The sequence below is a fragment of the Streptomyces sp. NPDC030222 genome (assembly GCF_055573115.1).
Genome location: NZ_JBVICA010000020.1, coordinates 110,001 through 123,207 on the forward strand (window position 1 = coordinate 110,001; position 13,207 = coordinate 123,207).

General features: G+C 69.9%; 12 protein-coding genes. 6 read left to right on the top strand and 6 right to left on the bottom strand.

Translation table 11 applies throughout. The features are described 5' to 3' along the window. Nucleotides 1-525 precede the first annotated feature (525 nt). Nucleotides 526-3,237 (bottom strand): pyruvate, phosphate dikinase, encoded by a 2,712-nt coding sequence (ppdK, locus tag ACZ4Z5_RS25915; RefSeq protein ID WP_468266728.1) that lies wholly within the window; start codon nt 3,235-3,237, stop codon nt 526-528. Nucleotides 3,238-3,644: 407 nt separating this feature from the next. Next, a complete protein-coding gene (dusB, locus tag ACZ4Z5_RS25920; RefSeq protein ID WP_468266730.1) occupies nt 3,645-4,781 on the bottom strand; it encodes a tRNA dihydrouridine synthase DusB in 1,137 nt (378 codons plus the stop codon). Nucleotides 4,782-4,927: 146 nt separating this feature from the next. Between dusB and ACZ4Z5_RS25925 the strand changes: the two genes are divergently transcribed. Both ACZ4Z5_RS25925 and ACZ4Z5_RS25930 read left to right on the top strand, forming a co-directional pair. Beyond that, nucleotides 4,928-5,938 (top strand): aldo/keto reductase, encoded by a 1,011-nt coding sequence (locus ACZ4Z5_RS25925; RefSeq protein ID WP_468266732.1) that lies wholly within the window; start codon nt 4,928-4,930, stop codon nt 5,936-5,938. A 32-nt stretch (nt 5,939-5,970) separates the two neighbouring features. Then, nucleotides 5,971-6,558: a TetR/AcrR family transcriptional regulator gene (locus ACZ4Z5_RS25930; protein ID WP_468266734.1), complete on the top strand. Its 588-nt coding sequence runs from the start codon at nt 5,971-5,973 to the stop codon at nt 6,556-6,558. On the opposite strand, the gene ACZ4Z5_RS25935 is transcribed toward ACZ4Z5_RS25930, so the two are convergent. Both ACZ4Z5_RS25935 and ACZ4Z5_RS25940 read right to left on the bottom strand, forming a co-directional pair. Further along, nucleotides 6,548-6,781 (bottom strand): hypothetical protein, encoded by a 234-nt coding sequence (locus ACZ4Z5_RS25935; RefSeq protein WP_468266736.1) that lies wholly within the window; start codon nt 6,779-6,781, stop codon nt 6,548-6,550. The two genes, ACZ4Z5_RS25930 and ACZ4Z5_RS25935, sit on opposite strands and share 11 nt — an antisense overlap. Nucleotides 6,782-6,891: 110 nt before the next feature. Continuing rightward, nucleotides 6,892-8,274 (bottom strand): glycine--tRNA ligase, encoded by a 1,383-nt coding sequence (locus tag ACZ4Z5_RS25940; protein WP_468266738.1) that lies wholly within the window; start codon nt 8,272-8,274, stop codon nt 6,892-6,894. A gap of 142 nt (nt 8,275-8,416) precedes the next feature. Between ACZ4Z5_RS25940 and ACZ4Z5_RS25945 the strand changes: the two genes are divergently transcribed. The 4 genes from ACZ4Z5_RS25945 to ACZ4Z5_RS25960 all read left to right on the top strand — a co-directional run bounded on the left by ACZ4Z5_RS25945 (nt 8,417) and on the right by ACZ4Z5_RS25960 (nt 11,602). Next, nucleotides 8,417-9,409: a metal ABC transporter substrate-binding protein gene (locus ACZ4Z5_RS25945; protein ID WP_468266740.1), complete on the top strand. Its 993-nt coding sequence runs from the start codon at nt 8,417-8,419 to the stop codon at nt 9,407-9,409. A 20-nt stretch (nt 9,410-9,429) separates the two neighbouring features. Next, nucleotides 9,430-10,191 (top strand): metal ABC transporter ATP-binding protein, encoded by a 762-nt coding sequence (locus ACZ4Z5_RS25950; protein WP_468266742.1) that lies wholly within the window; start codon nt 9,430-9,432, stop codon nt 10,189-10,191. 2 nt (nt 10,192-10,193) lie between these two features. Continuing rightward, on the top strand, nt 10,194-11,078 hold the full coding sequence (locus ACZ4Z5_RS25955; protein ID WP_468266744.1) for a metal ABC transporter permease: 885 nt from the start codon (nt 10,194-10,196) through the stop codon (nt 11,076-11,078). 92 nt (nt 11,079-11,170) lie between these two features. Next, on the top strand, nt 11,171-11,602 hold the full coding sequence (locus ACZ4Z5_RS25960; protein ID WP_468266746.1) for a Fur family transcriptional regulator: 432 nt from the start codon (nt 11,171-11,173) through the stop codon (nt 11,600-11,602). A gap of 52 nt (nt 11,603-11,654) precedes the next feature. Here ACZ4Z5_RS25960 and ACZ4Z5_RS25965 read toward each other — a convergent pair whose 3' ends face one another. Then, nucleotides 11,655-12,059, bottom strand: a complete 405-nt coding sequence (locus tag ACZ4Z5_RS25965; RefSeq protein ID WP_468266748.1) for a hypothetical protein — start codon at nt 12,057-12,059, stop codon at nt 11,655-11,657. A 261-nt stretch (nt 12,060-12,320) separates the two neighbouring features. Further along, the gene (locus tag ACZ4Z5_RS25970) at nt 12,321-13,172 is read right to left on the bottom strand and encodes an isoprenyl transferase (RefSeq protein WP_468266750.1); all 852 of its coding nucleotides are present in this window, start codon (nt 13,170-13,172) and stop codon (nt 12,321-12,323) included. Nucleotides 13,173-13,207: the final 35 nt, after the last annotated feature.

The following is a 13,207-nucleotide window of genomic DNA, read 5'->3' on the forward strand; positions in this document are numbered from 1 at the left end:
GAGTATGCACTCAATCACAGCACGTTACCACGATGTTTCGGCCAGGGTTGAAAGGCATCGCGCGACCTGCGGGTCACGGGAAAAGCTGTACGTCGTCGGGCACGCCGGCCGAGCGACCGGAAAGACGCAGTGAAGACCGTGGGGGGCTTTGCAGCGTTCGGCGGCGGCCGCAAAGGTCGGCGGCTCCGTGCCCGGCTCGAGTGACAGGGCACGGCCCGTGGGTGGGGACCCGCGGGCCGTGCCCTGCGCGTTTACTCCAGGGAATGCCCTAATTCAGCTGACGGATACTGAAGTCCGTAATTCAACCGGGCCCGGGATTAGACGGTGTACGCAGCATGAACGATCGGCAGACGCGGGTGACACCCGCGGGCGGCACGGACGTATGGCATACACACGGGAAGCGGCGGCACCCCGCACAAGGTGCCGCCGCTTCGGGTTGACCGGAGCCTTCCGCCGGTCCGGTGAGGGTCCGGATGGACCGGCGGGTCCCCGCCCGGGAGGCGGGGAGTGGCTCCGGTGGGTCTGCTACCGGCTGTCGCTGCCGGAGGACTGCGCCGCCGCACGGCCCGCCTCCAGGCGCGCCACCGGGATCCGGAACGGCGAGCAGGAGACGTAGTCGAGGCCCACTTCGTGGAAGAAGTGCACCGACTCCGGGTCGCCGCCGTGCTCGCCGCAGACGCCGAGCTTGATGTCGGGGCGGGTGGCCCGGCCGGCCTCCACGGCACTGCGGACCAGGGCGCCGACGCCGTCCTTGTCGATGGTCTCGAACGGGCTGACGCCGAAGATGCCCTTCTCCAGGTACGCGGTGAAGAAGCTCGCCTCCACGTCGTCGCGGGAGAAGCCCCACACGGTCTGGGTGAGGTCGTTGGTGCCGAAGGAGAAGAACTCCGCGGCCTCGGCGATCTGGCCGGCGGTCACGGCGGCGCGCGGCAGCTCGATCATGGTGCCGAGCGCGAGCTTCAGCTCGACGCCGGTCGCGGCCTCGACCTCCGCGATGACCTTCTCGGCGTCCTCGCGGACGATCTCCAGCTCCTGGACGGTGCCGACGAGCGGGATCATGATCTCGGCGCGCGGGTCGGCCTTGGCGTTCTTCCGCTCGGCCGCGGCCTCGGCGATCGCCCGGACCTGCATGGTGAACAGGCCGGGGATGACCAGGCCGAGGCGGACGCCGCGCAGGCCCAGCATCGGGTTCTGCTCGTGCAGCCGGTGCACGGCCTGGAGCAGCCGCAGCTCGTTCTCGTGGGTCTCCTTGCGGGCCTCGGCGAGCGCGACGCGGACGGACAGCTCGGTGATGTCCGGGAGGAACTCGTGCAGCGGCGGGTCGAGCAGCCGCACCGTGACCGGCAGGCCGTCCATCGCCTCGAACAGCTCGACGAAGTCCTTCTTCTGGAGGGGCAGCAGGGCCTCGAGGGACTCCTCGCGCTCCTCGTCGGTGTCGGCGAGGATCAGGCGCTCGACGTACTCGCGGCGCTCACCGAGGAACATGTGCTCGGTGCGGCACAGGCCGATGCCCTGGGCGCCGAAGCGGCGGGCGCGGGCGGCGTCCTCGGCGTTGTCGGCGTTGGCCCGTACGCGCAGGCGGCGTACCCGGTCGGCGTAGGCCATGATCCGGTGGACGGCCGCGACCAGCTCGTCGGCGTCGTCGGCGCCGGCGTGCATCCGGCCCTCGAAGTACTCGACGACCGGGGACGGCACGACCGGGACCTCACCGAGGTAGACCTTGCCGGTGGAGCCGTCGATGGAGACGACGTCGCCCTCCTCGACGACGTGTCCGCCCGGGACGGTCATCCGCCGGCGCTTGGTGTCGACCTCGAGCTCCTCGGCACCGCAGACACAGGTCTTGCCCATGCCGCGGGCGACGACGGCCGCGTGGGAGGTCTTGCCGCCGCGCGAGGTGAGGATGCCCTCGGCTGCGATCATGCCGTCCAGGTCGTCGGGGTTGGTCTCACGGCGGATCAGGATGACCTTCTCGCCGGACCGGGACCACTTGACGGCGGTGTAGGAGTCGAAGACGGCCTTGCCGACGGCGGCGCCCGGGGAGGCGGCGATGCCGCGGCCGATCTGCTCGATCTTCGCCGACTCGTCGAAGCGCGGGAACATCAGCTGGGCGAGCTGGGCGCCGTTGACCCGCTGCAGGGCCTCGGCCTCGTCGATCAGGCCCTGGTCGACGAGCTGGGTGGCGATGCGGAAGGCGGCACCGGCGGTGCGCTTGCCGACGCGGGTCTGCAGCATCCACAGCTGGCCGCGCTCGATGGTGAACTCGATGTCGCACAGGTCCTTGTAGTGCGTCTCGAGGGTCTCCATGATCTGCATCAGCTGGTCGTACGACTTCTTGTCGATCTTCTCCAGCTCGGCGAGCGGCACGGTGTTGCGGATGCCCGCGACGACGTCCTCGCCCTGCGCGTTCTGCAGGTAGTCGCCGTAGACGCCCTGGTGGCCGCTGGCGGGGTCACGGGTGAAGGCGACACCGGTGCCGGAGTCCGGGCCGAGGTTGCCGAACACCATGGAGCAGATGTTGACGGCGGTGCCGAGGTCGTGCGGGATGCGCTCCTGGCGGCGGTACAGCTTGGCGCGGTCGCCGTTCCAGGAGTCGAAGACGGCCTTGATGGCGAGGTCCATCTGCTCGCGCGGGTCCTGCGGGAACTCGCGGCCGGCCTGGGCCTTGACGATCTTCTTGAACTGCTTGACGAGCTTCTTCAGGTCCGCGGCGTCGAGGTCGGTGTCGACGGTGACCTTCTTGGCGGCCTTGGCGTCGTCGAGGGCCTCCTCGAAGAGCTCGCCGTCGACGCCGAGCACCGTCTTGCCGAACATCTGGATGAGACGGCGGTACGAGTCCCAGGCGAAGCGCTCGTTGTCGGACTGGGCGGCCAGGCCCTCCACCGACGCGTCCGAGAGGCCGATGTTGAGGACGGTGTCCATCATGCCGGGCATGGAGAACTTGGCACCCGAGCGGACCGAGACGAGGAGGGGGTTGTCGGCCTGGCCGAGCTTCTTGCCCATCTTCTGCTCGAGGGCCTCGAGGTGGGCGGTGACCTCGTCACGGAGTGCCACCGGCTCCTCGCCGCTGTCGAGGTAGACCTTGCACGCCTCGGTCGTGATCGTGAAGCCGGGAGGGACGGGAAGGCCGAGATTGGTCATCTCCGCGAGGTTCGCGCCCTTGCCACCGAGAAGGTCCTTGAGGTCCTTGTTGCCCTCGGTGAAGTCGTATACGAACTTCTGATCTTTGTTTTCCGACACGGGTCTCGACTCCTCGAGGCTCGGGTGGCTGCCCTGACGGCGAGGAACTTACCCAGATCGAAGGTGTCTGGGTACGTCCACTTGCGCGTCATGAGGCCTTAACCACTCGTCTGCCAGCAGATCGAAAGTCTTCGAGAGTAAAGCGCTCCCCAAGACCTCCTTCATTCCTTGAATCACCCCACCCTCCCTAACCCGGATTTGCGCTCACATGAGCGGAGGTTACCAACAGTTGTTTTCAACCTATGAAGACAGAAGGGGTGGCACTCAGTGCCACCCCTTCTAGAGATGCAGTCGCCCGTGAAGTGCTCATCTGAGCGCCACACCTATCAAGGGTGGCGAGAATCACGCTGCCAGACCGACCGGTTTTCAGCATCCGGACCAGGTCGCGGAGTTCCCGCCGGCCCTGCTCAGCCCCCTGACGTGTCCAGCTCCGCGTCCTCGCCGACCGCCGCGCAGTCGTACGGGTCCTTCAGCCAGCCGTCCGGCAGCACCACCCGGTTGTTGCCCGAGGTCCGGCCCCGGGGCCCGTCCGCGCCGGACGGCCACGCCTGGTCCAGGTCCAGCTCGCTCAGCTGAGCACCCAGCTCGTCCAGGGAAGAGGTGACCGCCAGGCGCTTGCGCATCTCCGACCCCACGGAGAAGCCCTTGAGGTACCAGGCCACGTGCTTACGGAAGTCGATCACCCCGCGGGACTCGTCGCCGATCCACTCCCCCAACAGGCGCGCGTGGCGCAGCATGACGTCCGCGACCTCGCGCAGGGACGGCGCGTGCGGGGCGCCCGTGCCCTCGAAGGCAGCCACCAGGTCGCCGAACAGCCACGGCCGCCCCAGGCAGCCGCGGCCCACGACCACGCCGTCGCAGCCGGTCTCGCGCATCATCCGCAGGGCGTCCCCGGCCGACCAGATGTCGCCGTTGCCCAGCACCGGGATCTCGGGGACGTGCTCCTTGAGCCGCGCGATCGCGTCCCAGTCCGCCGTGCCCCCGTAGTGCTGGGCCGTGGTCCGCCCGTGCAGGGCGATGGCCGTCACACCCTCGTCCACCGCGATCCGCCCGGCGTCGAGATAGGTGAGGTGGTCGTCGTCGATGCCCTTGCGCATCTTCATGGTGACCGGCAGGCCCCCGGCGTTCGACACCGCCTCGTTCAGGATCGCCCGCAGCAGGTTCCGCTTGTACGGGAGCGCCGAGCCGCCGCCCTTGCGGGTCACCTTCGGCACGGGGCAGCCGAAGTTCAGGTCGATGTGGTCGGCCAGGTCCTCGTCCACGATCATCCGGACCGCCTTGCCGACCGTCACGGGGTCGACTCCGTACAGCTGGATGGAGCGCGGGGTCTCGCTCGCGTCGAAGTGGATCAGCTGCATGGTCTTCTCGTTGCGCTCGACCAGCGCCCGGGTGGTGATCATCTCGCTCACGAAGAGCCCCTTGCCGCCCGAGAACTCGCGGCACAGGGTCCGGAACGGGGCGTTCGTGATCCCGGCCATGGGGGCGAGGACCACCGGGGGCTGCACGGTGTGCGGGCCGATCGAGAGCGCGGAGAAGGTGGGCATCCGTCCATTGTCCCGTATCCGCGGCGCGGTCCCACGGACCGCACGGGAAAAGGATGACAGACATTGAAATCTGTCAGTCGTCATGTCATGGTGGATGCGGCAGGGCCCTGCCGGACGGGCAGGACCCCACTCCCAGGAGGAATCCGATGACCATCCCCGCCCGAACCCTCGGAACCGGCGGCCCCCGGGTGTCCGCCCTCGGCCTCGGCTGCATGGGCATGTCCGCCCTCTACGGCGAAGCCGACCGCGCCGAATCCATCGCCACCGTCCACGCCGCCCTGGAGGCGGGCGTGACCCTGCTCGACACCGGCGACTTCTACGGCATGGGCCACAACGAGCTGCTCCTCAACGAAGCACTGAGGACCGCCCCCGCGGGCCTCCGCGAGCAGGCCCTGACCAGCGTGAAGTTCGGTGCGCTGCGCACCGTCGAGGGCGCCTTCACCGGCTACGACGGCCGCCCCGAGGCCGTGAAGAACTTCCTCGCCTACTCGCTGCAGCGGCTCGGCACCGACCACATCGACATCTACCGGATCGCCCGGGTCGACCCGGACGTGCCGATCGAGGAGACCGTCGGCGCCATCGCCGAGGCCGTCGAGGCCGGGCACGTCCGGCACATCGGTCTCTCCGAGGCGGGCCCCGACACCATCCGCCGCGCCGCGTCCGTCGCCCCGATCACCGACCTCCAGATCGAGTACTCGCTGATCTCGCGCGGTATCGAGGACCGCATCCTGCCCGTCACCCGGGAGCTGGGCATCGGCGTCACCGCGTACGGCGTGCTGTCCCGCGGGCTGATCAGCGGCCACTTCGGCAGGGACCGGCAGCTGGCGCCCGGCGACTTCCGCGGGATGAGCCCGCGCTTCCAGGGCGACAACCTGCGGCACAACCTCGACCTGGTGGACGCGCTACGGAAGGTCGCCGAGGACAGGGGCGTCACCGTCGCCCAGATCGCCATCGCCTGGGTGCTCTCGCGCGGCGAGGACATCGTCCCGCTGGTCGGCGCCCGCCGCCGCGACCGGCTCACCGAGGCGCTGGGCGCCCTGGACGTCACCCTGGAGGCGGCCGACCTCGCCGCGATCGAGGCGGCGGTGCCGGCCGGGGCCGCGGCGGGCGACCGCTACCCCGCAGCGCAGATGGCGCATCTCGACAGCGAGCACTGAGCCGCCCGTTCCGCCGGGTACGGTCACTTTCCATGAGCACCGAAGCCCTCACCCCGGACCGCATCCTCGAAGCCACCGAGGAGGTGCTGCGCCGCTACGGCCCGGGCAAGGCGACGGTCGTCGACGTGGCCCGCTCCCTCGGTGTGAGCCACGGCAGCGTCTACCGCCACTTCCGCACCAAGGCGGCGCTGCGCGAGGCCGTGACCGAACGCTGGCTGGAGCGGGCCGTGAGCGAGCTGACCCCGATCGCGGAGGGGCCCGGTCCAGCCGCCGAGCGGCTCACCCGCTGGCTGTCCACGCTGTTCGAGGCCAAGCGGCGCAAGGCCGGTGACGACCCGGAACTGTTCGCCACGTACGAGGTGCTGATCGGCGAGAGCAGCGAGGTGGTCGACCGCCACATCGGCCATATGGTCGGCCAGCTCGCCCGCATCCTGGAGGACGGTCACCGGCAGGGCGAGTTCGCCGCCCCGGAGCGGGACCACGCCACGACCGCCCGTGCCGTGTTCGACGCGACGGACCGGTTCCATGACCCGGCCCACGCCGCGGACTGGACGGATCCCGCCATCGACGACGCCTTCGCCGCCGTCCTCGCGCTGCTGCTGCGCGCCCTCAGCGCCTGACGCTCCGCCGGGCGGCCGGGTCGACGGTCGCCTGGTGCGCGGTGGCCAGATGCTCCTCGGCGGCGTCCTGCCACGCCGAGGCCCGGACCGTGCGCCAGGCGGACGCGCGCAGGTCGCAGGTGCCGCAGACGAGGCTGCGGCGCACCCCGTTGCGGCCGAGGCGCACGGTGTGCTCGCGCCCGTGCTGGTCCCAGCGGCTGACCTTGGTCGTGGTGGTGGCCATGGGCGTCAGTCAACCAACGAAGCCCCCGGTCCCGTACCCGGAACCGGGGGCTTCGCGGTATGACACCGGTCTCAGCGGCCGGGGGAGTGTCCCGGCCGCCGAGTGCGGGCTCAGCAGCCGAGGAGGCGGCCGCCCAGGTAGGACTGGATCTGGTCCAGGGAGACGCGCTCCTGCTTCATGGTGTCGCGCTCGCGCACGGTCACCGCGTTGTCGTCCAGGGTGTCGAAGTCGACGGTCACGCAGAACGGCGTGCCGATCTCGTCCTGGCGGCGGTAGCGGCGGCCGATGGCGCCCGCGTCGTCGAACTCGATGTTCCAGTTCTTCCGCAGGTCCGTGGCGAGGCCCTTGGCCTTCGGGGACAGCTGCGGGTTCCGGGACAGCGGCAGGACGGCGACCTTGACCGGGGCCAGGCGCGGGTCGAGGCGCATCACGGTGCGCTTCTCCATGACGCCCTTGGCGTTCGGGGCCTCGTCCTCGGTGTACGCGTCGAGCAGGAAGGCCAGCATGGTGCGGCCGACGCCGGCGGCGGGCTCGATCACGTACGGGGTCCAGCGCTCGCCGGCCTCCTGGTCGAAGAACGACAGGTCGGCGCCGGACCCCTGGGAGTGCGCCTTCAGGTCGTAGTCCGTGCGGTTGGCGACGCCCTCCAGCTCGCCCCACTCGCTGCCGCCGAACTGGAAGCGGTACTCGATGTCGGCGGTGCGCTTGGAGTAGTGGGAGAGCTTCTCCTGCGGGTGCTCGTACCAGCGCATGTTCTCCTCACGGAGACCCAGGTCGCGGTACCAGTTCCAGCGCTGCTCCATCCAGTACTCGTGCCACTGCTCGTCCTCGCCCGGCTTGACGAAGAACTCCATCTCCATCTGCTCGAACTCGCGGGTGCGGAAGATGAAGTTGCCCGGAGTGATCTCGTTCCGGAAGGACTTGCCCATCTGCGCGATGCCGAACGGCGGCTTCTTGCGCGAGGTCTGCTGGACGGCCGCGAAGTTGGTGAAGATGCCCTGAGCGGTCTCGGGACGCAGGTAGGCGATGGAACCGGAGTCCTGGGTCGGGCCGAGGTGGGTGGAGAGCAGGCCGGAGAACTGCTTGGGCTCGGTGAACTGGCCCTTGTTGCCGCAGTTCGGGCAGTTGATGTCGGCGAGGCCGTTGGCCGGGAGGCGGCCGTGCTTCTCCTCGTACGCCTCCTCCAGGTGGTCGGCGCGGAAGCGCTTGTGGCAGGAGGTGCACTCGGTCAGCGGGTCGGTGAAAGTCGCGACGTGACCGGAGGCCACCCAGACCTCGGGGGACAGGATCACGGAGGAGTCGACACCGACGACGTCCTCGCGCGACGTGACCATGTAACGCCACCACTGGCGCTTGATGTTCTCCTTGAGCTCGACGCCCAGCGGCCCGTAGTCCCAGGCGGCACGCTGACCGCCGTAGATCTCACTACAGGGGTAGACGAAGCCACGGCGCTTGCTCAGGCTGACGATGGTCTCGATCTTGTCGGCGGCCACGGTGCTCTCTTCATTACGAACGGACGGCAGCGAATGCTTCAGCCTAGCGGCGGCCGCACCCCTCGGATCAAATCGGTGGCCCTTTCCTTGCCCTGAGGACCGTTGTTGACAATCGTTATCACCTTTGTTGAAAATGACTGTCATGAACGCACGCCGCCTGATATCCACTGCCGTCGTCGCCGGAACGGTGACTCTGGGCCTCACCGCCCTGACCGCCTGCTCCTCCGGCACCGGCGGCACCGACGCGAAGGACGGCGGCAAGATCGACGTCGTGGCGTCGTTCTATCCGATGCAGTACCTCGTCGAACAGATCGGCGGCGACCATGTCGCCGTCACCGGACTCACCAAGCCGGGCGTCGAGCCGCACGACCTGGAGCTCACGCCGAAGCAGACGGCCGGCCTCGGCGAGACCGACCTGATCGTCTACCTCAGGGGCATCCAGCCCGCCGTCGACCAGGCCATCGCCGAGGCCGGCGTGAAGAACACCGTCGACGTCGCGACCCTCACCAAGCTGGAGAACCACGCCACCGCGGGCCAGGACCACGGACACGAGGGCGAGGAGCCCGCCGGCGAGGAGCACACCGACGGGAAGCCCGCCGAGGCCGAGGCAGGCGCCGCCGACCCGCACATCTGGCTGGACCCCGTGAAGTACGCCGAGGTCGCCAAGGGCGTCGGCAAGGCCCTGGAGAAGGCCGACCCGTCCCACGCCGCGGACTACAAGAAGAACACCGACGCGCTGGTCACCAAGCTCGACGCCCTCCACACCAGGTTCGCCGACGGCCTGAAGAACACCGCCACCAAGACCTTCATCACCACCCACACCGCATTCGGCTACCTCGCCGAGCGGTACGGACTGGACCAGGAAGGCATCGCCGGCCTGGACCCCGAGTCCGAGCCGAGCCCTGCCCGTATCAAGGAACTCCAGGAGACCGCGAAGAAGGAGAAGGTCACCACCGTCTTCTTCGAGACCCTCGCCAGCGACAGGACCGCGAAGACCCTCGCCGCGGACACGGGCCTGAAGACGGACGTCCTCGACCCGCTCGAGGGAATCACCGAGACGTCCAAGGGCGATGACTACATCGAGGTCATGGAGTCCAACCTCGCCGCGCTGCGGAAAGCCCTCGGCGCCAAGTGAAAGGCCCCCTGGAGGCACCCGTGAGTGAGCCCGTCATATCCCTGCGCGGGGCCACCGCCGCGCTCGGCTCACGCCCCGTGCTGCGCGGCGTCGACCTCACCGTCCGCGGCGGAGAAGTCGTCGCCCTGCTCGGTGCCAACGGCTCCGGCAAGTCGACCGCCGTGCGGTCCGCGATCGGACAAGTCCCCCTCACCTCCGGCGAGGTGGAGCTCTTCGGCACCCCGCTGCGCCGCTTCCGGGACTGGGCGCGCATCGGATACGTGCCGCAGCGCACCACCGCCGCGTCCGGTGTGCCCGCGACCGTCCACGAGGTCGTCGCCTCCGGACGGCTGTCCCGTTCGAAGTTCAGGTGGCCGTCCAAGGCAGACCGGGCGGCCGTCCGGGCCGCCATCGAGGTCGTCGGCCTCGGCGAACGCGCCAAGGACTCCGTGAGCGCCCTCTCCGGCGGCCAGCACCAGCGCGTGCTGATCGCCCGCGCGCTCGCCGCCGAACCCGAACTGCTGATCATGGACGAGCCGATGGCCGGCGTGGACCTCGCCAGCCAGGAGATCCTCGCGACGACCCTGCGCGAACAGGTCGCCGCAGGCACCACCGTGCTGCTCGTCCTGCACGAACTCGGCCCCCTGGAGCCGCTGATCGACCGTGCCGTGGTGCTGCGCGACGGCTGCGTCGTGTACGACGGCCCGCCTCCGGAGGCCGTGGGACAGCACGCGCTGCCCGGCCACGACCACGTCCACCCCCACTCGGCCCAAGAGCCGGTCCGCACGGGACTGCTGAGCTGACCATGGAAATCTTCGAGACCGCCTTCATGCAGCGGGCGCTCATCGCCGCCGTCCTCGTCGGCGTCACCGCGCCCGCCATCGGTATCTACCTCGTCCAGCGCCGCCAGGCGCTGATGGGCGACGGCATCGGCCACGTCGCCATGACCGGTGTCGGCCTGGGCTTCCTGCTCAGCACCAACCCGGTCTGGATGGCCGCGGCCGTCTCCGTCGCCGGCGCCGTCACCATGGAACTGATCCGCTGGTACGGGCGCACCCGCGGCGACATCGCGCTCGCCATGCTGTTCTACGGCGGTATGGCCGGTGGCGTGCTGCTGATCAATCTGGCGCCGGGCGGGTCGAACGCGAACCTCTCGTCCTTCCTCTTCGGTTCGCTGTCGACCGTGTCGCAGGAGGACGTCGTCGCGATCTGCCTGCTGGCGGCGTTCGTGGTCCTCGTCACCGTCGGTCTGCGCCGGCAGCTGTTCGCGGTCAGCCAGGACGAGGAGTTCGCCCGGGTCACCGGCCTGCCGGTGCGCGCCCTGAACCTGCTGATCGCGGTCACCGCCGCGGTCACGGTCACCGTCGCCATGCGCATCGTCGGCCTGCTGCTGGTCAGCGCACTCATGGTGGTCCCGGTCGCGGCCGCCCAGCAGATCTCGCGGTCCTTCAGGCTGAGCTTCACGCTGGCCGTCGCCATCGGCACCGTCGTGTCGCTGGCCGGAATCACCACCTCCTATTACCAGGAGGTACCGCCCGGTGCCACGATCGTGCTGCTGGCCATCGTCGCGTTCCTGGTCCTCACGGTCCTTGCGACTCCGCTGGCCCGGCGGAAGGCGAAGGCGGCCGAAGCCGCCGTCGCGCTGGAACACGCGGAGGCCGGCGCCGCGGGGGACGACCTCAAGGTCTGACCGGCACCGGCGGACCTCGAGTCCGGCCGGGCCGCTCGTACGGCCTGGCAGAATGGCCCGACGAAATGCGGGCGATTGTGAGGAGGCACCCTGTGGCGACTGCAGGACCCCCCGTGCGCGGCCGGTCGACCCGGCAGCGTGCCGCCGTGGCGGCGGCGCTGGACGAGGTGGACGAGTTCCGCAGTGCGCAGGAACTGCACGACATGCTCAAGCACCGTGGTGAGTCCGTCGGTCTGACCACCGTCTACCGCACGCTGCAGTCCCTCGCCGAAGCGGGCGACGTCGACGTGCTGCGCACCAGCGAGGGCGAGGCGGTCTACCGCCGCTGCGCCTCCGGAGAGCACCACCACCACCTGGTCTGCCGCGTCTGCGGCAAGGCCGTCGAGGTCGAGGGCCCCGCGGTCGAGCAGTGGGCGGAGACCATCGCCGAGCAGCACGGCTACGTCAACGTCGCCCACACCGTGGAGATCTTCGGAACCTGCGCGGAGTGCGCGGCGGCGGCCCCGGAGGACGCACGGGCCTGACCGGCCGCGCCGGGCCCGGCCGAACCGGCTCGGGCCCCGGCCCCGCCGGCGCTCAGGCGCGGTCCCCGCAGGCGTAGGAGCCGTCGTCCTGCTGGACGACGGCCTCCGCCTCCCAGCAGGGCTGTCTCGCCACCACGACGGAGCCGACCGTCACCAGGGGCACCAGCACGGCCACGGCAAGGAAGAGGGTCACTCCCCGCCCCCAGGAGCCCGTGCGCCACATCAGCAGCACCGCACCGAGGAGCGGCAGCAGAGCGGCCGCGAGCGCGCCCAGCACCGCCGGCGCGGGATCGTCCGGGCTGCCGGGGAACACGTCCGGCAACGGCGTGTCGCGGAACCCGACGACACTGAAAACGACGAGGAACGCGGACACGAGGAGCAGCACACCGGCCCCCGTGCCGCGCCCCACACCGACCGTCCGCGCCCGTGGCCGCTCCGTCATGAGCTGGTCCGTCATGAACGGTGATCGTAATCGCCCCGCGCGGGCGTGCCGGCGGGACGGCGGGCACCGGACGGTTCGGCCGGCACCGGACGGTTCGGTCTGCGGCCGCATCGACCACCAATGGCAACGGCAGCACGATGACCCGCGCCGCGGCTCCGGGTGCCGGCCCGTTCCGGGTGCCCTCGCGGAATTACGAGGGCAGGACCCGGAAGGGCCGGACGAACCGACGGACGAACCGCCGGCCGCCCGGCGGCGGGCCACCGGTCGGACAGCCGGTCAGACAGCCGGACCGTCGGCGGCCGGCCTGCCCTCGATCCTGAGCAGCTCCTCGTTCGGGATCGCCCCGCCGAAGCGGCGGTCCCGGGAGGCGTACTCCAGGCAGGCCCGCCACAGGTCACGGCGGTCGAAGTCCGGCCACAGCACGTCCTGGAAGACCATCTCGGCGTAAGCGCTCTGCCAGATCAGGTAGTTGGAGGTGCGCTGCTCACCGCTCGGCCGCAGGAACAGGTCCACGTCCGGCATGTCGGGGTAGTACAGGTACTTCTGGATCGTCTTCTCGGTGACCTTCGCCGGGTCGAGCCTGCCCGCTCTGACGTCCTCCGCCAGCGCCTGCGCCGCGTCCGCGATCTCCGCGCGCCCGCCGTAGTTCATGCAGAAGTACAGCGTGAGCCTGTCGTTGTCCTTGGTCTGCTCCTGGGCGATCTGCAGCTCCTTGGCCACCGACTTCCACAGCTTGGGCATCCTGCCCACCCAGCGCACCCGGATGCCGAGCGCGTCGAGCTGGTCGCGGGTCTTGCGGATGAAGTCGCGGTTGAAGTTCATCAGGAAGCGCACCTCGTCCGGCGAGCGCTTCCAGTTCTCGGTGGAGAAGGCGTACAGGGAGATGCTCCCGACACCCATCTCGACCGCGCCCTGCAGCACGTCCAGCACGCGCTCGGCGCCGACCTTGTGCCCCTCGGTGCGCGGCAGGCCGCGGTCCTTGGCCCAGCGGCCGTTGCCGTCCATGACGATCGCGACATGCTTCGGCACCAGTTCGCCGGGGATCCTCGGCGGCCTGGCACCGGAGGGGTGCGGCTCGGGGGCCTTGTACTCCTGGCGGGACCGGCCCAGGAATCCGCGTACTGCCATGCGCTTTCGTCTCCGATCTGGAAGATCTCGGTGAT

Excerpts from the sequence above, each read along its gene's own strand:
- dusB (WP_468266730.1), bottom strand. The coding sequence starts at position 4,781 with ATGCCCACCTTCTCCGCGCTCTCGATCGGCCCGCACACCGTGCAGCCC.
- ACZ4Z5_RS25925 (WP_468266732.1), top strand. The coding sequence starts at position 4,928 with ATGACCATCCCCGCCCGAACCCTCGGAACCGGCGGCCCCCGGGTGTCC.
- ACZ4Z5_RS25930 (WP_468266734.1), top strand. The coding sequence starts at position 5,971 with ATGAGCACCGAAGCCCTCACCCCGGACCGCATCCTCGAAGCCACCGAG.
- ACZ4Z5_RS25935 (WP_468266736.1), bottom strand. The coding sequence starts at position 6,781 with ATGGCCACCACCACGACCAAGGTCAGCCGCTGGGACCAGCACGGGCGC.
- ACZ4Z5_RS25945 (WP_468266740.1), top strand. The coding sequence starts at position 8,417 with ATGAACGCACGCCGCCTGATATCCACTGCCGTCGTCGCCGGAACGGTG.
- ACZ4Z5_RS25955 (WP_468266744.1), top strand. The coding sequence starts at position 10,194 with ATGGAAATCTTCGAGACCGCCTTCATGCAGCGGGCGCTCATCGCCGCC.
- ACZ4Z5_RS25965 (WP_468266748.1), bottom strand. The coding sequence starts at position 12,059 with ATGACGGACCAGCTCATGACGGAGCGGCCACGGGCGCGGACGGTCGGT.
- ACZ4Z5_RS25970 (WP_468266750.1), bottom strand. The coding sequence starts at position 13,172 with ATGGCAGTACGCGGATTCCTGGGCCGGTCCCGCCAGGAGTACAAGGCC.